The sequence below is a fragment of the Allobosea sp. genome (assembly GCF_051860145.1).
In the GTDB taxonomy this organism is placed as follows: domain Bacteria; phylum Pseudomonadota; class Alphaproteobacteria; order Rhizobiales; family Beijerinckiaceae; genus Allobosea.
Window position 1 is genome coordinate 111,214 of the sequence record NZ_JBHYEM010000013.1, and the last position, 23,240, is coordinate 134,453.

The window sequence follows — 23,240 nt, forward strand, 5'->3', positions numbered from 1 at the left end:
CAAGCGCGCGGCGCCCGGCCCAGAACCGGACCTCATTCCGACGAACGGGCACGGCATGTCGCAGGAACACGAGATCAGTTGCGAAATCCGGGACGCGGCCGGCGTCGTCATCCTGAATCGCCCCAAGGCGCTGAATGCGCTCAGCCTCGGCATGGTCCGCGAGCTGGCGCGCGCGCTCGACGCCTGGGAGCATGATCCGCAAGTGACCCGCGTCGTGGTCTCGGCCACCGGCGAGAAGGCCTTTTGCGCCGGCGGCGACATCCGCGAGCTGCACGATCTCGGCCGCGCCGGGCGCCAGGACGAGATGCTGGCCTTCTGGCGCGAGGAATACATCCTCAACGACCGCATCAAGCACTACCCCAAGCCTTATATCTCCCTCATCGACGGCATCGTCATGGGCGGCGGCGTCGGCATCTCGCTGCATGGCAGCCATCGCATCGCCGGCGAGCGCTATCTCTTCGCCATGCCCGAGGTCGGCATCGGCTTCTTCCCCGATGTCGGCGCGACCTACGCGCTGCCGCGCCTGCCGGGCGCCGCCGGCATCTATCTCGCGCTGACCGGCGACCGGGTCGGCGCGGCCGATGCGCTGGCGCTCGGCCTCGCCACGCACGCCGTGCCGAGCGGGCGGATGGCGGAACTGGCCGATGCGCTCACCGGGCGCGCCGCGCTCGACGACATTCTGGCCGGCTTCACCCAGGACCCCGGCCCCGAAAAGCTCGCCGCCAATCGCGCGACGATCGCCGACTGCTTCGCTGCGCCCGACCTCGCGGCGATCCGCGAGCGCCTCGCACGCAAGGCTGCGGAGGGCGACGGCTTCGCCGCCAAGACGCTGCAGACGCTGAGCGTGAAATCGCCGACCAGCGTCGCGATCGCCTTCGAGCAGATGCGGCGCGGCGCCGGTCTCGATTTCACTGATGCGATGCGCACCGAGTTCCGCATCGTCTCGCGTATCGCGCGCGGCCACGAGTTCTATGAGGGCGTGCGTGCGGTGGTGATCGACAAGGACCATGCCCCGCGCTGGCAGCCCGCCACGCTCGATGCGATCGAGCCCGACGAGATCGCGCGCTATTTCGCTCCCCTTGGCGCCGACGAACTCGTGCTGGAGCGCTGAGCCATGGGATTGGGGAGGGGAGATGCCGAGCCGTTGCGGGGGCAGCGCGTCGTCAGCTCGGCCGGGCCGAGCGGCAAGAAGCGCGGGCTGACGCGCTGGCGGCTGATCCTCGTCTGGCTCCTGCGCCTGCTCTCGCTGGCCTGGATGGCCAAGGGGCTGATGGCCTGGGCGGTGATCTTCGGCATCGGCATGGAGGGCCAGACGCCCTTCGAGTCGCAGCTTCTCAGCTTCCAGGCGATCACGGTCTATTTCGCGGTCATCGATCTCGTCGCCGCGGTCGGGCTCTGGCTGACCAGCACCTGGGGCGGGGTGCTCTGGCTGCTGGCCGCCGTCAGCCAGCTCCTGCTCGGCTTCTTCTTCCCCCGGCTCCTGCCGATCACGCCCTATCTGATCGGCACCTATGTGGCGCTGATGGCGGCCTATTTCCTGGCGACCTGGGCGGCGGAAAACGAGGAAACCTGAGCGCTTGTCGTCCCTCGAATGCGCCGCGCCGCGGTAACAAACGCTTTAGCTTAAGCGTTTCTGGCTTCACTTAGGATTCACCCAAAGGGGTAAATCTCCGATTCATCCTGATATTTAAACTCGTTTTCATCCGCGCCGCCTATGGTGTTTCTCAGAAGCGGATCGGGAGAAAAATCCTGACCGATATCCAACAGGCAGGATATACCATGAAAGCGAGCGTAAAGACTTCGGCTCCTTTGCAGTCGGAAGAAGTTCAACTGAAGGTGAAGCCACTTTACCTTGAGTCCTTGACCTTGGTCGAGCGGCTGCATCGGCGCCTTCTGGACGTCATCAAGGACGAGTTCGAGCGTCGCAACCGCGACGACGTCAACAGCGTGCAGGCGCTGCTGCTCTACAATATCGGCGATGCCGAGCTGAGCGCCAGCGAGCTCAGGACGCGCGGCTACTATCTCGGCTCCAACGTCTCCTACAACGTCAAGAAGCTGGTCGAGCTCGGCTTCCTGCACCATGCCCGGTCGCGCATCGACCGTCGCTCGGTCCGCATCAGCCTGACCGAGAAGGGCCGCGAGGTGCACAATCTCGTGAAGGGCGTCTATGACAAGCATGTCCAGACGGTCGAGCAGATCGGCGGGATCGCCGCCGACGATTTCGAGCGGATGAACAACGCCCTGCTGCGGCTGGAGCGCTTCTGGACCGACCAGATCCGCTACAAGCTCTGATTTCCCACGGTTTCGCCGGGGGACCGGCGCAGCTTTCTCGCCTCGACCCGAATGCTCCCGCCCGAAGCGGGAGCATCGACGCGCCCCTGCCCGTTGCAAATCGGCGACGCTGGGCGCTGATTTGCAGGCGAGACTTCCCCTCCGCTGCCATTGCCCTAAAAACGCCTCGCTCATCACGAGACGTTAACCGTGGTATTGGATCGTCGCATGCAGCCGGGCCGCCTTCCAGGGCGGAGCCGGGGTTACTGTTGTGTGGCGCATGGGCGCGCAGCCCAGTTCTGAGCGCGAGGAATGAGGGGAACGATGTCGAATTTCAGCCTGACCCGCCGTGAAACCGTGCTGGCGCTGCTTTCGGGCGCAGCCACGGCCGCGACCGCGCCAGCCTGGGCTCAGCAGGCGGAATGGCGCCAGGGCTATGATGCCGGCGCAAGCCGCGCTGCGCTGCGCTCCTCGACCCCGACGCTGTCGCCCGAAAGCCTGCACGCGACCGAGCAGGCCATCGCGGCCTATCGTGACCTGGCGACGCGGGGCGGCTGGCCGATGGTGCAGCTCAGCGAGAAGCTCGCGGTCGGTTCGCGCGGCCCCGGCGTCACCGCCCTGCGCCAGCGGCTGATCATCACTGGTGACCTAGACGACGCCGCAGGCACCGGCAGCGTCTACGATTCCTATGTCGAGGCGGGCGTGCGCCGCTTCCAGTCGCGCATGGGCCTGTCGACGACGGGTGCGGTCAACCGCGCCACCATCGCCGCCCTCAACGTGCCGATCGACCGGCGCATCCGCCAGCTCGAGACCAATGTGGTGCGGCTGCGCACCTGGGCCGGCAATCTCGGCAACCGCTATGTCGTCGCCAATATCCCGGCCGCCTCGGTCGAGACCGTCGAGAACGGCCATGTCGCGACGCGCCATGCCGCCGGCGTCGGCAAGATCGATCGGCAGTCGCCGCTGCTGCAGACCAAGATCCCCGAGATCAATTTCAACCCGACCTGGACCGTGCCGGCTTCGATCATCCGCAAGGATCTGATCCCGAAGATGCGCAAGGAGCCGAGCTACCTCACCGAGAACAAGATCCGCATCATCGGGCCCTCCGGCGAGATCGCGCCCGAGCGCGTCAACTGGAATTCCGACGAGGCGACGCGCTACACCTTCCGCCAGGACCCCGGCGGCGAGTTCAACTCGCTCGGCTTCGTGCGCATCAACATCCCGAGCCCGCACGGCGTCTACATGCACGACACGCCGGCCAAGGGCATCTTCGGCGACGACTACCGCTTCGTCTCCTCGGGCTGCATCCGCGTCCAGAACGTGCGCGACTATATCGCCTGGCTGCTCAAGGAGACGCCCGGCTGGGACCGCGCCAAGATCGACGAGGTGATCCAGTCCGGCGAGCGCGTCAACGCGCGCATCGCCAATCCGGTGCCCTGCTACTGGGTCTATGTCACCGCGTGGGCGACGCCCGATGGCGGCGTCCAGTTCCGCGACGACATCTACAACAAGGATGGCCTGGGCCCGACCCCGGTCGCGCAACTGCCGAACGAGCAGGATACCTGAGCCGCCTGGCGCCTGCCGCTTGAACCAAGGCCCCGGACCGATCGGTCCGGGGCCTTTTTCATGACGCGATGCGCGGAGCCACGTCCCGCCGTTCGGCCGGCTGGGTCTCCGGCGTGCCCGACAACTTCAGCACAATGGCGCCGATGACGGCGGACACGACCGAGCCGAGCAGCACGCCGATCTTGGTGGCGTCGCCGAGCTCGGGATTGCCCGGAAAGGCCAGCACTCCGATGAACAGGCTCATGGTGAAGCCGATGCCGCAGAGCAGGGCGACGCCATAGAGCTGGGCGGCGTTCGCCTTGGCCGGCATGGTGCCGAGCCCCGTCTTCACGGCCAGCCAGGCGAAGCCGAAGACGCCGACCTGCTTGCCGATGAACAGGCCGAGCGCGATGCCGAGCGGCACCGGGGCGAGCAGGCTCGCAGGCGACATCCCGGCGAAGGAGACGCCGGCATTGGCGAAGCCGAAGATCGGCACGATCAGATAGGACACCCAGGGGTGCAGCTTGTGCTCGAGCATGTGTAGGGGCGAATGCTCCGGCTCGTCGCTCTCCTCGCCGCGCCCGCCATGCAGCGGAATCGTCATCGCCAGCGCGACGCCGGCGAGCGTCGCATGCACGCCCGACTTGAGCACGAAGAACCAGAGCAGGGCGCCGATCGCCAGATAGGCCCAGAGGCGCGCGACGTTGAGCCGGTTGAGCACCACGAGCGCCGCGATGCTCAGGCCGGCGAGGCCGAGCATCGGCAGCGACAGGTCGCTCGTGTAGAACAGCGCGATGATGGCGACCGCGCCGAGATCGTCGAGAATCGCCAGCGCGGTCAGGAAGATCTTGAGCGAGACCGGCACCCGCGGGCCGAGCAGGGCGAGGACGCCGAGCGCGAAGGCGATGTCGGTCGCTGCCGGAATTGCCCAGCCGCGCATCGCCACCGCGTCGCCCTGCGTCAGCGCCAGATAGATCAGCGCCGGCGCGATCATGCCGCCGAGCGCCGCGATGCCGGGTAGCGCCCGCCGCGACCAGGTCGAGAGCTGGCCCTCGATGAATTCGCGTTTGATCTCGAGCCCGACGACCAGGAAGAACACCGCCATCAGCGCGTCATTGACCCAGTGCAGGACGTTGAGCCCCCCGACATAGGTCCCCAGCAGCTTGAAATAGGCCGGCGCCGCCGGCGAGTTGGCGATGACCAGCGCGAGCGCCGCCACGGCCATCAGCAGGATGCCGCCTGCCGCCTCGCTGGCGAGTAGCGCCTTCAGGGGTGAGCGGCGCTGCGGCCAGTCCGGAGTCTCGACCTCGATCTTGTCGGTATCCTGCGCCACGCCGATCCTCCTCCTGCCGGTCGTCATCGCCGGCCTGCTGCGATGCTCCGATGTCGTTTTCGATTGCAGCCCCGCTCTCACGAGCCCTTGGCCGAAAGAGCGCTGCCGGACGATTAGAGCAGACCCGGCGCTGAATCGCATAGCCTTTCCCGGCCGGAGCCGGATCCGATCGGTTAACTTGCTCTAACCTCGGCGAAGCCGGGTTGCGACATGCCCCAGCACAGCCGTGACGGCCATCGCTGCGAGAAGCAGCGAGCTATCCAGGAATAGCCCCGAATAGCCCTGGCTCGCGATCAACGGTGTGCTGAGAAGGGGCGAGCAGAACTGGCCGATGAAGACCGAAGCGGTCAAGACACCGCCAGCCAGCCCGCGATCGCGCAGCGGTGCCAGGGTCAATGCAAGGGCGACGAAGCTCGGCGAGACCAGCGCGTAGCCGGCCCCGACCGCCGCGGCGGCGCCGAAGACGAGCCGAGCGTCCGGAGCAAGCATCAGCAACAGGAAGCCCAGCGCCATGGCGCCGTAACCCAGAGCGAAAATGCCCAGCCGACCGGTGATTCGCTGAATGCGGGGATAGAGCAGCGCGACGCTGCCGCCCGAGAACATCAGTACGCCCAGCGCCGAGCCGGTCAGGGCCGCGCCGCCAAGCCCTTTCGCCTCGAAGAAGAACGACAGCTGCGTCGGCATGACGAAGAAGATCATGTTGGTGACGGCTTGCAGCAGCGCCAGAAGAAGGAGCAGGGCGCGCCAGGACCGAGGCCCTTCGGCGCCCTCCGCCGGCCTTGCGCCGCCCGCTCGCGACCGTCGCGGCGGGTCGACGATCACCCGCCACATCAACGGCAAAAATGCTGCGGCGAGACCGTAGATGGCGAAGGGCAGGCGCGGCGAATTGGCCGCGGCCCAGCCCGCGAGCAGGATGAAGATCAGCCCGCCGAAATTCCGGGCCGAAATCTGCAGGCTCGTCAGCGCGTTGCGCTCGTCGCCGATGAAATAATCGCCGATCAGCGCGGTCTGGGCCGTCATGATCAGGGCGACGGCAACACCGAGGACGAGGCGACTCAGGAAAATCGACGGAAGGTCCGGAAGGACCAGGCCGGCGCATCCCGAAACGACGAACAGAATCACCCCCGCGAGCAGCAGCGGGCGTCTCCCGATCCTGTCGGCCGCGAGCCCGATAAAGGGTGCGCAGATGGCGACGCTGAGCGAGGGCGCCGGCACCAGCAGGCGCGTCAGCATCGCGGCGTTGGGATCATCCGCGAACAGGCGTTCGAGTCCGGGGAGCGCCGGGCTGATCGTCGCATTCGCCATCGTGGTGAGCGACGCTGCCATCAGCAGCGCGATGGCGCGCGGCTCCCGCCAGACCGGCCGCGGCCGCGCGTCATAAACAGTTTCCATGGTTTTTCCTCTTGCCGAAATCATTGCTTCGGCAGAGTGTACGAGTTCAAGTTGACTTGAGGTCAAGCATGTCTGTTCTCGATATTGGCGAGGTTGCGAATCGCGCGGATCTGCCGCCCTCGACGCTGCGCTATTACGAGGAGATCGGCTTGATCAGGTCGCTGGGGCGAAGCGGCTTGCGGCGGCAGTTCGATAGCGATGTGCTCCTGAAGCTGTCGCTGATCCGCATGGGACAGGCTGCCGGCTTTTCGCTGACCGAGATCGCGAGCATGTTCGGGCGAGACGGCCGGCCCGAGATCCCCCGCGACCAGCTCCACGCCAGGGCAGGGGAATTGCAGCGGCAGATCCTCGATCTGCGGGTGCTGCGCGATGCGCTGCGCCATGTCGCCGATTGCCGCGCCCCGTCGCATCTGGAGTGCCCGAGCTTCCGCAAGCTCCTGAAGGCGGCGTCGGGCCGGCGCTCCGTGTCCCGGGTTTCGCGCAAGGGACCGGCCAGGGTCGCGCGGCGACCGTGATCCCGGCGCAGCCTGCACCATCTAGCGCTTGGACAGCCCCATGACCGCATGATAGGACGCCGCGACGGGGCTGGGCCGCGATCGGCCGCCGCATTCTTCAGGAGCCGGATATGACCGAAGCCGCCGCAAAGCATCTCTCCAACTCCTTCTTCGCCGCCTCGCTGGCGGATGCCGATCCCGAGATCGCCCGCGCGATCGAGCTCGAGCTCGGCCGCCAGCGCGACGAGATCGAGCTGATCGCGTCGGAGAACATCGTCTCGCGCGCCGTGCTCGAGGCGCAGGGCTCGGTGATGACCAACAAATATGCCGAGGGTTATCCTGGCCGCCGCTACTATGGCGGCTGCCAGTTCGTCGACATCGCCGAGAAGCTGGCGATCGAGCGCGCCTGCCGGCTGTTCGACTGCCAGTTCGCCAATGTCCAGCCGAACTCGGGCAGCCAGGCCAACCAGGCCGTGTTCATGGCGCTGATGCAGCCCGGCGACACCTTCATGGGCCTCGATCTCGCGGCCGGCGGCCATCTCACCCATGGCGCCCCGGTCAACCAGTCGGGCAAATGGTTCAAGGTCGTGCCCTATGGCGTCTGCGTCGTCGACCAGATCATCGATTACGAGGCGCTCGAGCGGCTCGCCGTCGAGAACAAGCCCAAGATCATCGTCGCCGGCGGCTCGGCTTATGCCCGCCACTGGGATTTCGCCCGCTTCCGCGAGATCGCCGACAAGGTCGGCGCATATTTCATGGTCGATATCGCCCATTTCGCCGGGCTGGTGGCGGGCGGCGCACATCCTTCGCCGTTCCCGCATGCCCATGTCGTCACCACCACCACGCACAAGACCTTGCGCGGTCCGCGCGGCGGCATGGTGCTGACCAATGACGAGGCGATCGCCAAGAAGATCAACTCGGCCGTCTTCCCGGGCCTGCAGGGCGGGCCGCTGATGCATGTCATCGCCGCCAAGGCCGTCTCCTTCCAGGAGGCGCTGCAGCCCGAGTTCAAGATCTATGCCCGCGCCGTGGTCGAGAACGCCAAGGCGCTCGCCGAGACGCTGAAGACCAAGGGCTTCGATCTCGTCACCGGCGGCACCGACAACCACCTGATGCTGGTCGACCTGCGCTCCAAGAAGATCACCGGCAAGGCGGCCGAGGCCGCGCTCGGGCGCGCCCACATCACCTGCAACAAGAACGGCATCCCCTTCGACCCGGAAAAGCCGATGGTCACCTCCGGCATCCGTCTCGGCACCCCGGCCGCGACATCGCGCGGATTCGGCGTCGCCGAGTTCCAGCGCGTTGGCGAGCTGATCGCCGAGGCGCTGGACGGGCTCGCGGCCAATGGCGAAGAGGGCAATGCCGCGGTCGAGCAGGCGGTCAAGGCCAAGGCGCACGAGCTGACGGCACGCTTCCCGATCTATTGAGGCGTCTCTGCATCGTCACCAGCTTATGCTACGGTTGGAGGTAGCGAGGGTCGACGATGATGAAGACGACCAGGATCGAAGAGTTGCAACGCATGGCGGTGGCGGGGCTGAAAACCTTGCCGGCCATAGGCGCCGACGTGCTGCAAGATGCCGTCGGTTCGCCCGCCGCGGGAGCGCGCAGCGTGACGCGCGACCCGGCCGCCTACGTCACTGATTTGCTGAAGACATCGCGCGAATTGGCCAAGCGCCGCTCGCCGGAGGAAACAGCGGCGCTCGAGCGGCAACTGGAAGAGCGCGAAGGCTGACGTGCGGCCACCGTCGCGAATTCTGATTGTCGATGCCAACATCGTCCTGAGCTCTGCACTTGGCTTGCGAACCGGCGACGCCCTGGAGTTCGTCGGTCGACGCCGGCTCCTCGCGATCTCAGAGCAGGCGGTGGTGGAAATCGAAACGGTGGCTAGTCGCCTGGTCGAACAAGGGCACCCATCTGCCCTGCTGGCTCCCAAACTGGTCGAGGTTCTCGTCGTCGTGGCCGAGAGCGATTACGCCAGTCTGTTGCCCGAGGCCGCGAAAACCCTGATGCTCGCTCCCGCGTCGCGGAATGGCAGTGCAGCGGACGCGCATGTTCTGGCATTGGCTTGGCTGGCGGAAGCGGATATCTGGTCCCACGACCGCGATTTTGCTGGGACCGGCTGGCCATCATGGTCGAGTGCCAACCTGCGGGCCGCTCTGGTGCGCGAAACCATCAAGCCAATAAACTGAAAGCCCGCCATGCGCTGTCCCTATTGCGGCTCGCTCGATACCCAGGTGAAGGACTCCCGTCCGACCGACGATCATGCCTCGATCCGCCGCCGCCGGGTCTGCCCCGATTGCGGCGGCCGCTTCACCACCTTCGAGCGCGTGCAGTTGCGCGAACTGACGGTGGTCAAGCGCTCCGGCCGGCGCACCGCCTTCGACCGCGACAAGCTCCAGACCTCGGTCGAGGTTGCGCTGCGCAAGCGTTCGGTCGCGCCCGAACGCATCGAGCGCATGGTCAACGGCATCGTCCGGCAGCTCGAAAGCTCGGGCGAGGGCGAGATCTCGAGCTCGACTATTGGCGAGCTCGTCATGGAAGGGCTGAAATCGCTCGACGACGTCGCCTATGTCCGCTTCGCCTCGGTCTACAAGAATTTCCGCGAGGCCCGCGATTTCGAGGAGCTCCTGGGCCAGCTCAGCGCCGACGAGATCGAGGCCGTTACGGCAGCCCCGCCCGCCCGCAAAGATGACTGACCAGAGCGCGCGCGATCGCGCCTTCATGCAGCAGGCGCTCGACTATGGCGCGCGCGGGCAGGGCACGACCTGGCCGAATCCGTGCGTCGGCGCGATCGTCACCCGCGACACGCCCGATGGCCTGGTCATCGTCGCGCGCGGCCATACCCAGATCGGCGGTCGGCCGCATGGCGAGGCGAACGCGCTCGACCGGGCCGGGGAGGCGGCCGTCGGCGGCACGCTCTATGTCACGCTCGAACCCTGCTCGCATCGCACGATCCGCGCTGCGACCCCTTGCGTCGAGCGGACGATCCTGGCCGGCGTCACCCGCGTCGTCGCCGCCATGGCCGATCCCAATCCGCTGTTTCGCGGGCTCGGCTTCGCGCTGCTGCGGACGGCCGGCCTCAAGGTGACGACGGGGGTGCTGGAGGCGCAGGCGCAGCGGACCCATCGCGGCCATGTCCTGCGGGTCACGCAGGGGCGGCCGATGGTGACCTTCAAGGTCGCGCAAACGGCGGACGGCTTCGCCGGCACGGCCTCGCGCGGGCCGATCGCGGTGTCCTGCCCGGCGGCGGGCGCCTGGGTCCATCTCCAGCGCGCCCATCACGATGCGATCATGCTCGGCATCGGCTCCGTGCTCGCCGACGATCCGATGCTGACCGTGCGCCTACCCGGCATGGCCAACCGCTCGCCGGTCCGGGTCATCCTCGATTCGGCGCTGCGCTTGCCTTTGGCCTCGCGGCTGGTGCGCACGGCGCGCGAGGTTCCGCTTTGGGTGATCGCCACCGAGGCGGCCCCCGTCGAGCAGGAGGCCAGGCTGGTCGCGGCAGGCGTCGAGGTCATGCGTGTCTCCGCCGGGGCGGACGGACATCTCGACCTTGCCGAGGCGCTCAGGCTGCTGGCGACGCGCGGCATCACGCGTGTCTTTTCCGAAGGCGGGCCGACGATCGGCGAGAAACTGGCGCTGGCGGGGCTCGCGGACGAGGTCATCGTCTCGACCTCGCCCCAAGCGCTCGGAGAGCCGGGCGTCGTCGCCGTGCGCTCGGCCCTTGCCGGCCTGCTGGCCGATCCCGATCTCTATCGGCTTGCGGAGGCGGGCGCGATCGGTCACGACCGTTTCGAGCGTTATGAGAGGATCGCCTGATGTTCACCGGCATCGTCACCGCCATCGGCACCGTCGTCGAGGCACAGGCCAAGGGGCCGAGCCTGAAGCGCCTGGCCATCGCGAGCCCCTTCGAGGCCGCCGGCATCGAGATCGGCGCCTCGATCTGCTGCGCCGGGGTCTGCCTGACGGTGACCGGACTGCGTCCTCGCGAGGATGGCGAGCCGGGCTGCGTCTTCCAGGCCGAGGCGGCGGCCGAGACGCTGTCCAAGACCTTGGTCGGCGACTGGGCGCCCGGAACCCATGTCAATCTCGAGCGCTCGCTCAAGATGGGCGACGAGCTCGGCGGCCATCTCGTCACCGGCCATGTCGATGGCGTCGGCACGATCCTGAAGGTCGAGCCGATCGCGGCCGATCCCGACGAGCCCTGGGGTGCGACGGCGCGTTTCCACATCCGCGCGCCGCAGGGCCTGGCCTCCTTCATCGCGAGCAAGGGCTCGATTTGCCTCGACGGTACCTCGCTCACCGTCAACAGCGTCGAGGACGACGTCTTCACCGTCCTGCTGATCCCGCATTCCTTCAGCGTCACCACCTGGGGCGAGCGCAAGCAGGGCGATTCCGTGCATGTCGAGGTCGATTTGATGGCGCGCTACGCCGCGCGGCTTGCGGAGGCGCGCCGGTAGGGCTAACCAGCGCCCTCACTTCGCGACAAGGACAAGAACGATGGCCGGACCCCGGCAGATCTCGGCCGATGAGGCCGCAACTTCCGCCGCCCCCGTGGAGGGCGCGCGCGTGCTCGTGGTCGAGGCGCGCTTTTACGACAATCTCGCCAACGAACTGCTCGAAGGCGCGCTCGCCGTGCTCGACAAGGCCGAGTGCCGCGTCGATGTCGTCACCGTTCCCGGCGCGCTCGAAATCCCGTCCGCGATCGTCATCGGCCTGCGCGCCGCCGACGAGGCGGTCGACCCCTATGAGGCGGTCATCGCGCTCGGCACCGTCATTCGCGGCGAGACCGGCCATTACGACATCGTCGCCGGCGAAAGCTCGCGCGCCCTGATGGACATCTCGGTCGCCTATGCCATGCCGCTCGGCAACGGCATCCTCACCGTTGAGACCGAGGCGCAGGCCTGGGCCCGCGCCAACCGCTCCGAGATGGACAAGGGCGGCGGCGCGGCGGAAGCGGCGCTGGCCGTGCTGCGCTACAAGCGCTCGCTCGCGGACAAATCCTCATGAGCCGGGCGGAGATGCGCCGCGGCGCGCGGCTTTCGGTCGTGCAGGCGCTCTACGAGATGGAGATCGGCGGGCGTGGCGTGCTCGAGGCGATGGCCGAGTTCGAGGCCTTCTGGATCGGCAAGGAGGTCGAGGATATCGAGCTCCCCAAGGCCGAGATCGCCTTTTTCCGCGACCTGCTCGGCGGCGTCGTGCGCGAGCAGCGGCTGGTCGACCGTTCCGTCGACGAGGTTCTCGCCGCCGGCTGGCCGCTGAAGCGGGTCGAGGCCGTGGTGCGCGCCATCCTGCGCGGCGGCGCCTATGAGCTCGCCTTCCGCAAGGATGTTCCCGCCCGTGCCGTGATCTCCGAATATGTCGCGGTCGCGCGTGCCTTCTACGAGGGCGAGGAGATCGGCATGGTCAACGCGGTGCTCGACAAGCTGGCGCGCGATTTCCGCGCCGACGAGTTCGACGCGCCGGCGGCCTGAACCTGACATGGCCGGCGATTCGCAACGTCCCGGCGAATTCGAGCTGATCGCCCGCTATTTCGCGCCGATCGCCGGCCCGGGCGGGCTCGGCCTGCGCGACGATGCCGGGCTGCTGCGGCCGGCGCGCGGCTACGAATTGGTGGTTACGACCGACGCGCTCGTCGCCGGCGTGCATTTCCTGCCCGACGATCCGCCGGCCTCGATCGCGCGCAAGGCGCTCGCCGTCAATCTCTCCGACCTTGCCGCCAAGGGCGCCAAGCCCGACGGTTTCGTGCTGACGCTCGTCCTGCCGAAGGACTGGACGCCGGACTGGCTCGCGGATTTCGCCGGCGGGCTGGCGCAGGAGGCGCAGGCGGGTGGCTGCCCGCTCATTGGCGGCGACACGGTCTCGACCTCCGGGCCGCTGACGCTGTCGATCACCGCCTTCGGCAGCGTTCCGGCCGGGCGGATGGTCAGGCGTTCCGGCGCCAAGTCGGGCGACCTCGTCCTCGTCTCCGGCACGATCGGCGACGGCGCTCTGGGCCTCAAGGTCCATGCCCCCGGCAGGCCGGACTGGGTCGCCGGGTTGGGCGAGGCCGCCCGCGCCCATCTCACCGAGCGCTATCTGCACCCGCGCCCGCGCCTGGTGCTCGCCGAAGCGCTGCAGCTTCACGCCTCTGCGGCGATGGACGTCTCGGACGGGCTCGTCGGGGACCTCGCCAAGCTGCTCTCGGCATCCGGCGTCGGCGCCGAGATCGATCTCGACACCGTGCCGCTCTCGGACGCGGCCCGCGCCGCGATCATGGCCGACCCTGCTCTGGCGGAACTGGCCTGGACCGGCGGGGACGACTACGAAATTCTCTGCACGGCCTCTGAAAGGGAATATCCTGCTCTGGCCGCTGCGGCCGAACGGGCGGGCCTCGGGCTTGCGCCGATCGGCCGGGTCACCTCGCAGGAGGGGACGGTGCGCTATCTCGAAGCGGGCAGGGCGCGGCTCTTCGCGCAAGGCTCCTTCACCCATTTCTGAGGGCTGCCCGCCATGGCCGCCCGATCACGGCGGCTTATGCGATGAACCAGCATGTTTCGATGGCCGAAGGCGACGCGCTTGCGAAGCGCAATGCGCTCGTGCTGGCCTGCGCCCAGGCGCTCGGCGGCGCCAACCCCGCCATCGTCATCTCGCTCGGCGGCATCGTCGGCGCCAGCCTCGTCACCGACAAGACTTTCGCGACCGTGCCGGTCAGCCTGATGCAGCTCGGCATCGCCGCCGGCGTCATTCCCGCCGCGATCCTGATGCGCCGCCTGGGGCGGCGCAGCGGCTACCTGATCGGCGCGTTGACCGGCGCGCTCGCCGCCAGCATCGCAGCGGCCGGCGCCAGCACCCGCCTGTTCTGGCTGTTCTGCATCGGCACCTTCATGTGCGGGCTCTACGGCGCCTTCGTGCAGAGTTATCGCTTCGCCGCGGCCGATACGGCGAGCGAGAGCTTCAAGCCGCGCGCCATCTCCTGGGTGATGTTCGGCGGGCTCGCGGCCGGCGTCATCGGCCCGCAATCGGTCTACTGGACGCGCGACCTGACGCCGGACGCGCCCTTCGCCGCGAGCTTCCTGGCGCAGGGCCTGCTCGCCCTGCTGGCGGTCGGTGTGGTCCTGCGGCTGCGCGCCCCGCCGGTCGCGCAGGTGAAATCCTCCGGTGGTCGGCCGCTCTCCGAGATCGTGCGCCAGCCGAAATTCATCGCCTCGGTCACGGCCGCGCTCGTCGCCTATGGGCTGATGAGCTTCGTGATGACGGCCGCTCCGCTCGCCATGGTCGGCTGCGGCCACAGCGTCGGCGAGGCGGCGCTCGGCATCCAGTGGCACGTGCTCGCAATGTTCGGGCCGAGCTTCTTCACCGGCCGGCTGATCGCGCGTTTCGGCAAGGAGAAGGTGACGGCGGCAGGACTGATCCTGACCGCGGCCGCGGCGATCGTCGGGCTGAACGGCCTGAGCGTCGCGCATTTCTGGATCGCGCTGATCCTCCTCGGAATCGGCTGGAATTTCGGCTTCATCGGCGCGACCGCGCTGGTCACCGACTGCTACCGCCCCGAGGAACGGGTCAAGGTCCAGGCCGCCAACGATTTCCTGGTCTTCGGCTCGGTCGCCATTGCCTCTTTCTCGGCCGGCGGGTTGCTCAACACCGGCGGCTGGGACAGCGTCAACTGGCTGGTCTTCCCGCCCGTCGCGGTGGCGCTCGCCCTCGTCGCCTGGCAAGGCCTGCAAAAGCATGCGCGGCCCGCCTGACGCGGCTTTCCTCGCCGTGATCGAGCCGGCAAGATCACCGGCAGTCCCCAGGCCCGCCGACGAAAGGCTTTCCCATGCGCCCGCACCAGCTCCCCGCGACTCCAGGCCGGCCCGCTCCAGGGGCGATCGGCCATAATCGCGGGGTGGTGCGGCCGAACTACGCCTTCATGCCGCCCGAAGGCGTGCTGGTCAGCCGCCTGCCGCATTTCGACGACACGGTCGTGCGCGTCCTCGCCGCGCCGGTGCTCGGCGCACGTTTCGCCCAATATCTGCTGGAGATCGAGCCGAAGGGCGGCATGCCGGAGCCGTTCCGCGAGGAGGGCATCCAGCATTTCTACTACGTGCTCTCAGGCCATGGCCGCTTCGCCATCGGCGATGCCCCGGCCGTGGAATTGCGACCGGGCAGCTTCACTTATGTTCCGCCCGGAACGGCCTTCTCGCTTCGCAATACGGGCTCGGAGCAGCTGCGCGTGCTCGGCCTGCGCAAGCGCTACGAGGCGATCGGCCTGCCGCAGCCGGATCCGATCCTGTCGCATCGCGACGAGGTTGCGGTCACCAACCATACCGGCATGGACGGACGCGGCTTCCAGTTCCTGCTGCCGCGCGGCGACATGCGCTTCGATTTCGAGATGAACCTGATGGGGTTCAAGCCCGGCGCCTATTTCCCCGATGTCGAGACCCATGTGATGGAGCACGGGCTCTACATGATGGAAGGGCAGGGCCTCTATTTCCTCGGCACCGAATGGCACGAGATCTGGACCGGCGACTTCATCTGGATGGGCGGATTCTGTCCGCAGCAGTTTTATCCGACCGGTTTCGGCGACGCATCCTATCTGCTCTACAAGAACGTCAATCGCGACGTCGCGCTCTGACCTAGAGCCGGATCCGATCAGGTTGAATCAACCTGATCGGCGAATCCGTCTCTAAAACTATTGATAGAGAGAACGCGTGATCCGATCTGATTGCTGCGCAATCTGATCGGCGCGTGCTCTTGCGAAGCCGCCTGCTCACGATCATGCGCGGCGGGTCGAACAGCGTCCCGCCTGCCTGACATTCGTGCGGTTTTGTCAGCCGCCGCGTTTGCGATTCTGTCGAAACCTTGGCAGAAAGTTGGCCGGTACTGGCGATGCACGACGCGGGTGCGATTCCCTCGACCCGTCTTTTTCGTCTCAGGGCCCAAGAAACCGAATGTGATCGGGGCCTTGAAGCCCCGTCGGACGGAAGCTCGAGGTCAGGAAACCCGAATGTCAGCCTTGCTCATCATCATAGTATTGAGTGCGCTTTCGATCGCCTACGGCTTATGGGCCTATGGCGATGTGATGAAGCGCGATGCCGGCAACCAGCGCATGCAGGAAATCTCCGGCGCGGTGGCTGAAGGCGCGCAGGCCTATCTGAAGCGCCAATATGTCACGATCGCCATGGTCGGCGTCGTCCTGTTCGTGGTGCTGACCTATCTGCTCGGCCAATGGGTCGGCATCGGCTTCCTGATCGGCGCGGTCCTGTCCGGCGCCGCCGGCTTCATCGGCATGAACGTCTCGGTGCGGGCGAATGTGCGCACCGCCCAGGCGGCGATGCAGTCGCTGGGTGACGGGCTCGACGTCGCCTTCAAGGCCGGCGCGGTCACAGGCATGCTGGTCGCCGGTCTCGCCCTGCTCGGCGTCGCGGTCTATTACGGCGTCCTGACCTCGGTTCTCGGCTTCTCGCCGTCGAGCCGCACCGTCATCGACTCGCTGGTGGCGCTCGGCTTCGGCGCCTCGCTGATCTCGATCTTCGCCCGTCTCGGCGGCGGCATCTTCACCAAGGGCGCCGATGTCGGCGCCGACCTTGTTGGCAAGGTCGAGGCCGGTATCCCCGAGGACGACCCGCGCAACCCCGCCACGATCGCCGACAATGTCGGCGACAATGTCGGCGACTGCGCCGGCATGGCCGCCGACCTGTTCGAGACCTATGCGGTGACGCTGGTCGCGACCATGGTCCTGGCGGCGATCTTCTTTGCCGGCCAGGCCACGCTCGGCACCATGATGCTTTACCCGATGGCGATCGGCGCGGCCTGCATCGTCACCTCGATCATCGGCACCTTCTTCGTCAAGCTCGGCGCCAACCAGTCGATCATGGGCGCGCTCTACAAGGGCTTCATCGCCGCCGGCGTGCTCTCGGTCGCTGCCATCGCGGCCGTCAACTACCTGATGTTCGGTGGCTTCGCGGCCTCGTTCACGACGACGCAGGGCGTCAGCTTCACCTCGGGCGGGCTCTTCGCCTGCGCCGTCGTCGGCCTCGCGGTGACGCTGCTGATCGTCGTCATCACCGAATACTACACCGGCACCGGCAAGCGCCCGGTGGTCTCGATCGCCCAGGCCTCGGTCACCGGCCACGGCACCAACGTCATCCAGGGCCTCGCGGTCTCGCTGGAATCGACGGCGCTGCCGACCATCGTGATCATCGCCGGCATCATCGTCTCCTATGGCCTCGCCGGCCTGTTCGGCATCGCCATCGCAACCACCGCCATGCTGGCGCTCGCCGGCGTCGTCGTGGCGCTCGACGCCTTCGGCCCGGTCACCGACAATGCCGGCGGCATCGCCGAAATGGCCGGACTGCCCAAGGAGGTCCGCCACTCGACCGACGCGCTCGACGCGGTCGGCAACACCACCAAGGCGATCACCAAGGGCTACGCGATCGGTTCCGCCGGTCTCGGTGCGCTGGTGCTGTTCGCCGCCTATACCTCGGACCTGAACTTCTTCGTCGCCGAGGCCAACAAGGCGGGGTCGACGACGTTCCAGTACTTCAAGGGCGTCACCGTCGATTTCTCGCTGTCCAACCCCTTCGTCGTCGTCGGCCTGCTGCTCGGCGGCCTCATCCCCTTCCTCTTCGCAGGCATGGGCATGACCGCGGTCGGGCGCGCTGCCGGTTCGGTCGTCGAGGAGGTCCGTCGCCAGTTCCGGGAGAAGCCCGGCATCATGGCGGGTACGGAGCGGCCCGATTATGCCCGCGCCGTCGATCTGCTGACCCGCGCCGCGATCAAGGAAATGGTCATTCCCTCGCTGCTGCCAGTGCTCGCGCCGATCGTGACCTTCTTCGTGATCAACGCCATCGCCGGCAAGAACCAGGCCTTCGCGACCGTCGGCGCCATGCTGATGGGCGTGATCGTCACCGGCATCTTCGTCGCCATCTCGATGACCTCGGGCGGCGGCGCCTGGGACAACGCCAAGAAGAGCTTCGAGGACGGCTTCGTCGACAAGGACGGGGTCAAGCACCTGAAGGGCTCCGAGGCGCACAAGGCCTCGGTCACCGGCGACACCGTCGGCGACCCCTACAAGGACACCGCCGGCCCGGCGGTGAACCCCGCGATCAAGATCACCAACATCATCGCGCTGCTGCTGCTGGCGATCCTGGCTCATTCCTGAGCCCGCCGGCATCGCATGCCTCTCAACCCCGCGGAGCGATCCGCGGGGTTTTCGTTGTCACGCAGTCACTTGGGTCGTTCTGTTGATTCAAGCTGACGGCGTCTTGAATCAGCCTCTGAAGCTACGGCCGGGACCGTAGCGTTCCTGCAAGTTCCGAACCGCCGGCCATGTCATGGTCCCTCCCACCGCAGGAGAACATCATGACGACCCAGGCCGCCGCCGCCCCCGCCGCCAAATCCGGTCACGCCGTCGAGCTTGCGCTGCTGCTCGTGCTGGCGACGCTCTGGGGCGGCTCCTACACCTTCATCAAGATCGGCGTGGAAACGATCCCGCCGCTGACCCTGATCGCCGGCCGTACGCTTGTCGCCGGCGCGATCCTGCTGGTCGTGATCCGCTGGCGTGGCCTGGCGCTGCCGCGTGACCGCGCGACCTGGAAGAAGTTCCTGTTCCAGGCCTGCCTCAACAGCGTCGTGCCCTTCACCTTGATCGCCTGGGCTGAGCGCAGCGTCGATGCCGGGCTGGCGGCGATCCTGAACGCGACGACCCCGGTCTTCGTCTTCCTGATCACGCTGGCGGTCGCCCGGGGCGGGAAGGTCGACCTGCGCAAGGCCTTTGGCGTCGCGTTCGGCCTTGCCGGGATCACGCTCGTCGTCGGCATGCAGGCGTTCAATGGCTTCGGCGGCGAACTGGTCGCGCAGCTCGCCATCGTGCTCGCCACGATCTGCTATGCCTGCGCCGCCCTGTTCGGCCGCAACTTCACCGGCCTCGATCCGCTGATGCCGGCCGCCGGCTCGCTGATTTGTGGCGCCGCGCTGCTGACGCCCGTCGCGCTCGCCGTCGACCGGCCCTGGACGCTGAACCCGTCGCACGAATCGCTCGTGGCGCTGCTGATGCTGGCAGCGTTCTCGACCGCGCTCGCCTTCGCCATCTATTTCCGGCTGATCCGCACGCTCGGCCCGGTCGGCGCCACCGCAGTGTCCTATTTGCGGGTGCCGGTCGGCGTGGCGATCGGCATCGTCTTCCTCGGCGAGCGGCTCAGCCCGACCGCGTGGGCGGGACTGGCGCTGGTCGTGATCGGCGTGGTCGCGATGACGCTGCCGGAGCGAAAGGCGGGTTGAGCGCTTGGCCGGAATCAAAAAGCCCCGCCGCCGCGGGGCTTTTGCATCGTCTTGCGCGTTCGCGCTGTCTGCTCAGGAGCCTAGGCCACCGAGCGGATTGAACTTGGTCACGCCGCGGAAGAGGTTGCGCACGAAGCTCTGCTCCTCGCCGCCGGTGATGGTGGTGCGGCTGATGAAGTCGAAGATCACGCCGTCCTGCAGGCCGTAATTGGCGATGCGCTCGACCTTGAACGACTTGTTGAAATAGATCACCAGCACGTTCTGGTCGATGACGCTCATCTCCTGGAACTGGAAGCGCCGGCGAACCTTCTGGCTGATGTAGTAGAAGGTGCGGTTGCCGACCGTCGAGGTGGTCGAGGGCGTGCCGAGCAAGGTCAGGACCTGCTGCACGTCCATGCCAATCTTCACCTGCGAGATCTGCCGGTCGTCCATGACGAAGCCGCGCGTGTATTCCTCGTTCAACCCCGACGAGGTCGGAAGCACGAAACCGCCGCGGTCCGCGCCGCAGCCGGCGAGCGCAAGAGACGATGTCGCGAGGAGGCCGAGGAGGGCCGCGCGGCGGGTCGTGTCGGTCATACGGGCGAATCCAGGAGCAAAGTGGGCCAGAACGCGTATCCAAGCCGCTTGTCAAACGGGTCACGGTTGGCGTAACGCCCGAGCATGGCTTTGGCAAGGCACAGGCGGCGCGCGTGATCTTCGGTTTGTTCGGCAAGCGCGCGGAGCGGCTCGCGCCCGTGGAGGCGCTGCTGGGCCGCGTCGCCGCGGCCTCGCGCCGGCCTGCGCTTTATCTCGAAGGCGAGATCCCGGACACGTTCGAAGGGCGTTTCGAATCGCTGGCGCTCCACGCCTTCCTGATTCTGCGGCGCCTGCGCGAATTGCCGGCTCCGGCCGGCGATCTGGCGCAGGATTTCGTCGATGCCTGTTTCTCCTATCTCGAGCTCGGCTTCCGGCAGGGCGGGATCAGCGACATCGGTGTGCCCAAGCGCATGAAGAAGATCGCGCAGAGCTTCTATGGCCGCCTCAATGCCTATGAGAAGGCGCTCGCCGCGGACGATTCCGAGCAACTGGTCGATGCGCTTCGCCGCAATGCCAGTCCGGGCGAGGGCGCGCCGGCGCTGGCGGCCTATGTCCGGCGTGCGCAGGCTGCGCTGGCCGGGCTCGATCTTGACGCAATTCTGAAGCAGGAAGCGCTCTTTCCCGCTTTCCGAGAGAATGACGATGGCGTCTGAAGCCCGCGCCTTGCCGTTGAGCCATCCGGTCCGGGTCGAGACCGTCAAGCCGCGTGGCACGCAGATCCGCGTCGCTGCCGAAGGTGAGGCGCTGCCGCGCATCGCGCGCAGCCTCGACGTCGCGTCGGTCGAATCGCTCGACGCGCGCTACGAGCTCGCCCGCAACGGCGAGCGCGTGAAGCTCGAAGGCGAGATCGTCGCCGAACTGCACCAGACCTGCATCGTCACCCTCGAGCCCTTCCCGGTGAAGCTGAAGGTTCCGGTCAGGCTCGACTTCCTGCCCGAGGCCGAAGCCCTTGCCGCCGCCAATCGCGAGGAGGCGGACGCTGAGGACGGCGAGATCGACATCGAGGTCCGTTTCAACGAGGACGATCCGCCCGAGGCGATCATCGACGGCGTCATCGACCTCGGCGCGATCACGCTCGAATTCCTGGCGCTCGCGCTCGATCCCTATCCGCGCAAGCCCGGCGCGAGCTTCGATTCCCAGGCCGGCGACCCGACGCTCGAATCGCCCTTCGCCGTGCTGGCGAAGCTCAAGCGCGGCGAATGACGCGTTTTTCGGCAATGGCTTGCGGCGGAACGCCAAGTCGCTATTGTCCGGCGCCGCAGCGCTGCGCCCCAGTTCGGGGAAGGCCCCCGGGATCAACCATCGCCTCATGACACGACCGGTTACAATCGCGCTCGATGCGATGGGCGGGGATCACGGCCCCGCCATCGTCATCCCCGGCGCTGCGCTGACGCTCGAACGCCGGCCCGATGCGCGCTTCGTCATCTTCGGTGACGAGGCGCTGGTCCTGCCGCTGCTCGACGCCCATCCCAAGCTCAAGGCCGCCACCACCTTCCACCACACCGATGTCTCGGTGAAGATGGACGACAAGCCGAGCCAGGCGCTGCGCTATGGCCGCTACAAATCCTCGATGTGGCGGGCGATCGACGCGACCAAGACCGGCGAGGCCGACGTCACGGTCTCGGCCGGCAATACCGGCGCGCTGATGGCGATGTCGAAATTCTGCCTGAAGTCTATGCCGCAGGTGGACAGGCCGGCGATCGCCGCGCTCTGGCCGACCGTGCGCGGCGAGAGCGTCGTGCTCGATGTCGGCGCGACGATCGGCGCCGATGCGCGCCATCTGGTCGATCTCGCGGTCATGGGCGCCGCGATGGCGCGCGTGGTCTTCGACCTCGATCGGCCGACCGTCGGTCTGCTGAACGTTGGCGTCGAGGAGATCAAGGGCGTCGAGGCGGTCAAGGAGGCTGGCCGCATCCTGCGCGAGGGCAATCTGCCCCATCTCGACTATCACGGCTTCGTCGAGGGCGACGATCTCGGTAAGGGCACGGTCGATGTCGTGGTGACCGAGGGTTTCACCGGCAACATCGCCCTCAAGACGGCCGAAGGCACCGCGCGCCAGATCGGCGAATATCTGCGCGCCGCGATGGGCCGTTCGCTGATGGCCAAGATCGGGTATATCTTTGCGCGCGGCGCCTTCGCCGCGCTGAAGGACAAGATGGACCCGCGCAAGGTCAATGGCGGCGTCTTCCTCGGGCTCGAGGGCATCGTGATCAAGAGCCATGGCGGCACCGACGCGATTGGCTTCGCCAGCGCGACGGAACTGGCCTATGAAATGGCGCGCGACGACCTGATGGCGAAGCTGCGCGAAATGGTGGCGGCCTCGGCGCCGCCGGAGACGGCGCCCCAGGCTGCCGCCGTCGAATAGGGATCACATACTTGTCCATTCTGCGATCTGTGGTTTGCGGATGCGGCTCCTATCTGCCGGAGCGCATCGTCACCAATGCCGAGCTGGCCCAGCGCGTCGACACGACCGATGAATGGATCGTGCAGCGCACCGGCATCCGCCAGCGCCATGTCGCCGCGGATGACGAGACGACCTCGGCCATCGGCCTCAAGGCGGCCCAGGCGGCGCTGGCTGATGCCGGCATGGACGCCTCCGAGATCGACCTGATCATCGTCGCGACGGCGACGCCCGACCACACCTTTCCCGCGACCGCGACCCAGATCCAGGCCGATCTCGGCATCACCGGCGGCGCCGCATTCGATCTCCAGGCGGTCTGCTCCGGCTTCGTCTTCGGCCTCGCCACCGCCGACAAGTTCCTGACGACGGGCGGAGCGCGCGCGGCGCTGGTCATCGGCGCGGAGACCTTCTCCCGCATCCTCGACTGGAACGACCGGTCCACCTGCGTGCTCTTCGGCGACGGCGCCGGCGCCGTCGTGCTCAAGGCGCAGGCGGGCGAGGGCACGCTCGCCGACCGCGGCATCCTCGCGACGCATATCCGCTCGGACGGGCGCTACAAGGACAAGCTCTATGTCGATGGCGGCGCGGGCTCGACCAAGACGGTCGGCTTCCTGCGCATGGAGGGCAAGGAGGTCTTCCGCCACGCCGTCGTCAATCTGGCAGAGACCGTCCGGCACACCTTCGAGGAGACCGGCCTGAACGGCAACGACATCGACTGGTTCGTGCCGCACCAGGCCAACCGGCGCATCATCGACGCCACGGCCCACAAGCTGGGCATCGACGAGGACCGGGTCGTGGTGACCGTCGACAAGCACGGCAACACCTCGGCCGCCTCCATTCCGCTGGCGCTCGCGCAGGCGCATGGCGATGGCCGGATCCGCCCTGGCCAGCTCGTCCTGATCGAGGCGATGGGCGGCGGCTTCACCTGGGGATCGGCGCTGATCCGCTGGTGATTCCCGGCGCGGAAAATCCGCGCATTTGT

At 67.4% G+C, this 23,240-nt stretch carries 25 protein-coding genes; 22 read left to right on the forward strand and 3 right to left on the reverse strand.

Annotation, left to right across the window (positions count from 1 at the left end; translation table 11 throughout):
• The first annotated feature begins 55 nt into the window (after nucleotides 1-55).
• The 4 genes from ACTIF2_RS19705 to ACTIF2_RS19720 all read left to right on the forward strand — a co-directional run bounded on the left by ACTIF2_RS19705 (nucleotide 56) and on the right by ACTIF2_RS19720 (nucleotide 3,837).
• Nucleotides 56-1,111: an enoyl-CoA hydratase/isomerase family protein gene (locus ACTIF2_RS19705; protein WP_439498812.1), complete on the forward strand. Its 1,056-nt coding sequence runs from the start codon at nucleotides 56-58 to the stop codon at nucleotides 1,109-1,111.
• A 3-nt stretch (nucleotides 1,112-1,114) separates the two neighbouring features.
• Nucleotides 1,115-1,573, forward strand: coding sequence for a DUF6163 family protein (locus ACTIF2_RS19710; protein WP_439498813.1), 459 nt, complete (start codon nucleotides 1,115-1,117; stop codon nucleotides 1,571-1,573).
• 206 nt (nucleotides 1,574-1,779) lie between these two features.
• Entirely contained in the window at nucleotides 1,780-2,292 is a 513-nt protein-coding gene (ldtR, locus tag ACTIF2_RS19715) for a transcriptional regulator LdtR (RefSeq protein WP_439498814.1), read from the forward strand.
• A gap of 303 nt (nucleotides 2,293-2,595) precedes the next feature.
• Nucleotides 2,596-3,837 carry a L,D-transpeptidase family protein gene (locus tag ACTIF2_RS19720; RefSeq protein ID WP_439498815.1) on the forward strand — a complete coding sequence of 414 codons (1,242 nt, stop codon included), beginning with the start codon at nucleotides 2,596-2,598 and terminating at the stop codon, nucleotides 3,835-3,837.
• Between the two features lie 58 nt (nucleotides 3,838-3,895).
• On the opposite strand, the gene nhaA is transcribed toward ACTIF2_RS19720, so the two are convergent.
• Together nhaA and ACTIF2_RS19730 are read right to left on the reverse strand one after the other, a co-directional pair.
• The gene (gene nhaA / locus ACTIF2_RS19725; RefSeq protein ID WP_439498816.1) at nucleotides 3,896-5,149 is read right to left on the reverse strand and encodes a Na+/H+ antiporter NhaA; all 1,254 of its coding nucleotides are present in this window, start codon (nucleotides 5,147-5,149) and stop codon (nucleotides 3,896-3,898) included.
• A 183-nt stretch (nucleotides 5,150-5,332) separates the two neighbouring features.
• The gene (locus ACTIF2_RS19730) at nucleotides 5,333-6,541 is read right to left on the reverse strand and encodes an MFS transporter (protein ID WP_439498817.1); all 1,209 of its coding nucleotides are present in this window, start codon (nucleotides 6,539-6,541) and stop codon (nucleotides 5,333-5,335) included.
• A gap of 68 nt (nucleotides 6,542-6,609) precedes the next feature.
• On the opposite strand from ACTIF2_RS19730, the gene ACTIF2_RS19735 reads away from it, so the two are divergent.
• The 14 genes from ACTIF2_RS19735 (at nucleotide 6,610) to ACTIF2_RS19800 (ending at nucleotide 19,281) form a co-directional block, all read left to right on the forward strand.
• Nucleotides 6,610-7,056: a helix-turn-helix domain-containing protein gene (locus tag ACTIF2_RS19735; RefSeq protein WP_439498818.1), complete on the forward strand. Its 447-nt coding sequence runs from the start codon at nucleotides 6,610-6,612 to the stop codon at nucleotides 7,054-7,056.
• A 110-nt stretch (nucleotides 7,057-7,166) separates the two neighbouring features.
• Nucleotides 7,167-8,462, forward strand: coding sequence for a serine hydroxymethyltransferase (glyA, locus tag ACTIF2_RS19740; RefSeq protein ID WP_439498819.1), 1,296 nt, complete (start codon nucleotides 7,167-7,169; stop codon nucleotides 8,460-8,462).
• Nucleotides 8,463-8,518: 56 nt separating this feature from the next.
• On the forward strand, nucleotides 8,519-8,767 hold the full coding sequence (locus ACTIF2_RS19745; protein WP_439498820.1) for a hypothetical protein: 249 nt from the start codon (nucleotides 8,519-8,521) through the stop codon (nucleotides 8,765-8,767).
• 1 nt (nucleotide 8,768) lies between these two features.
• On the forward strand, nucleotides 8,769-9,224 hold the full coding sequence (locus ACTIF2_RS19750; RefSeq protein WP_439498821.1) for a PIN domain-containing protein: 456 nt from the start codon (nucleotides 8,769-8,771) through the stop codon (nucleotides 9,222-9,224).
• A 9-nt stretch (nucleotides 9,225-9,233) separates the two neighbouring features.
• The gene (gene nrdR / locus ACTIF2_RS19755) at nucleotides 9,234-9,731 is read left to right on the forward strand and encodes a transcriptional regulator NrdR (RefSeq protein WP_439498822.1); all 498 of its coding nucleotides are present in this window, start codon (nucleotides 9,234-9,236) and stop codon (nucleotides 9,729-9,731) included.
• Nucleotides 9,724-10,854 carry a bifunctional diaminohydroxyphosphoribosylaminopyrimidine deaminase/5-amino-6-(5-phosphoribosylamino)uracil reductase RibD gene (ribD, locus tag ACTIF2_RS19760; protein WP_439498823.1) on the forward strand — a complete coding sequence of 377 codons (1,131 nt, stop codon included), beginning with the start codon at nucleotides 9,724-9,726 and terminating at the stop codon, nucleotides 10,852-10,854. Before nrdR ends, ribD begins: the two co-directional genes overlap by 8 nt.
• Nucleotides 10,854-11,495: a riboflavin synthase gene (locus ACTIF2_RS19765; protein ID WP_439498824.1), complete on the forward strand. Its 642-nt coding sequence runs from the start codon at nucleotides 10,854-10,856 to the stop codon at nucleotides 11,493-11,495. Before ribD ends, ACTIF2_RS19765 begins: the two co-directional genes overlap by 1 nt.
• A 40-nt stretch (nucleotides 11,496-11,535) precedes the next feature.
• Nucleotides 11,536-12,045 carry a 6,7-dimethyl-8-ribityllumazine synthase gene (ribH, locus tag ACTIF2_RS19770; RefSeq protein WP_439498825.1) on the forward strand — a complete coding sequence of 170 codons (510 nt, stop codon included), beginning with the start codon at nucleotides 11,536-11,538 and terminating at the stop codon, nucleotides 12,043-12,045.
• Nucleotides 12,042-12,509, forward strand: a complete 468-nt coding sequence (gene nusB, locus ACTIF2_RS19775) for a transcription antitermination factor NusB (protein WP_439498826.1) — start codon at nucleotides 12,042-12,044, stop codon at nucleotides 12,507-12,509. The genes ribH and nusB overlap by 4 nt, the downstream gene beginning before the upstream one ends.
• 7 nt (nucleotides 12,510-12,516) lie before the next feature.
• Complete coding sequence (gene thiL / locus ACTIF2_RS19780; RefSeq protein ID WP_439498827.1) at nucleotides 12,517-13,515, forward strand: thiamine-phosphate kinase; 999 nt, start codon at nucleotides 12,517-12,519, stop codon at nucleotides 13,513-13,515.
• 41 nt (nucleotides 13,516-13,556) lie between these two features.
• The gene (locus ACTIF2_RS19785; protein ID WP_439498828.1) at nucleotides 13,557-14,762 is read left to right on the forward strand and encodes an MFS transporter; all 1,206 of its coding nucleotides are present in this window, start codon (nucleotides 13,557-13,559) and stop codon (nucleotides 14,760-14,762) included.
• A gap of 74 nt (nucleotides 14,763-14,836) precedes the next feature.
• Nucleotides 14,837-15,634, forward strand: coding sequence for a (S)-ureidoglycine aminohydrolase (allE, locus tag ACTIF2_RS19790; RefSeq protein ID WP_439498829.1), 798 nt, complete (start codon nucleotides 14,837-14,839; stop codon nucleotides 15,632-15,634).
• Nucleotides 15,635-16,006: 372 nt separating this feature from the next.
• Nucleotides 16,007-18,163 (forward strand): sodium-translocating pyrophosphatase, encoded by a 2,157-nt coding sequence (locus ACTIF2_RS19795; RefSeq protein ID WP_439498830.1) that lies wholly within the window; start codon nucleotides 16,007-16,009, stop codon nucleotides 18,161-18,163.
• Nucleotides 18,164-18,363: 200 nt separating this feature from the next.
• The gene (locus tag ACTIF2_RS19800) at nucleotides 18,364-19,281 is read left to right on the forward strand and encodes a DMT family transporter (RefSeq protein WP_439498831.1); all 918 of its coding nucleotides are present in this window, start codon (nucleotides 18,364-18,366) and stop codon (nucleotides 19,279-19,281) included.
• A gap of 72 nt (nucleotides 19,282-19,353) precedes the next feature.
• Here the strand turns inward: ACTIF2_RS19800 and ACTIF2_RS19805 are convergent, their stop codons facing one another.
• Nucleotides 19,354-19,857 carry an outer membrane protein assembly factor BamE gene (locus ACTIF2_RS19805; protein WP_439498832.1) on the reverse strand — a complete coding sequence of 168 codons (504 nt, stop codon included), beginning with the start codon at nucleotides 19,855-19,857 and terminating at the stop codon, nucleotides 19,354-19,356.
• A gap of 113 nt (nucleotides 19,858-19,970) precedes the next feature.
• Between ACTIF2_RS19805 and ACTIF2_RS19810 the strand changes: the two genes are divergently transcribed.
• The 4 genes from ACTIF2_RS19810 to ACTIF2_RS19825 all read left to right on the forward strand — a co-directional run bounded on the left by ACTIF2_RS19810 (nucleotide 19,971) and on the right by ACTIF2_RS19825 (nucleotide 23,211).
• Complete coding sequence (locus tag ACTIF2_RS19810; protein ID WP_439498833.1) at nucleotides 19,971-20,510, forward strand: ubiquinol-cytochrome C chaperone family protein; 540 nt, start codon at nucleotides 19,971-19,973, stop codon at nucleotides 20,508-20,510.
• A complete protein-coding gene (locus tag ACTIF2_RS19815; protein WP_439498834.1) occupies nucleotides 20,500-21,060 on the forward strand; it encodes a YceD family protein in 561 nt (186 codons plus the stop codon). The genes ACTIF2_RS19810 and ACTIF2_RS19815 overlap by 11 nt, the downstream gene beginning before the upstream one ends.
• A 106-nt stretch (nucleotides 21,061-21,166) precedes the next feature.
• A complete protein-coding gene (gene plsX / locus ACTIF2_RS19820) occupies nucleotides 21,167-22,222 on the forward strand; it encodes a phosphate acyltransferase PlsX (protein ID WP_439498835.1) in 1,056 nt (351 codons plus the stop codon).
• Between the two features lie 11 nt (nucleotides 22,223-22,233).
• Complete coding sequence (locus tag ACTIF2_RS19825; protein ID WP_439498836.1) at nucleotides 22,234-23,211, forward strand: beta-ketoacyl-ACP synthase III; 978 nt, start codon at nucleotides 22,234-22,236, stop codon at nucleotides 23,209-23,211.
• Nucleotides 23,212-23,240: the final 29 nt, after the last annotated feature.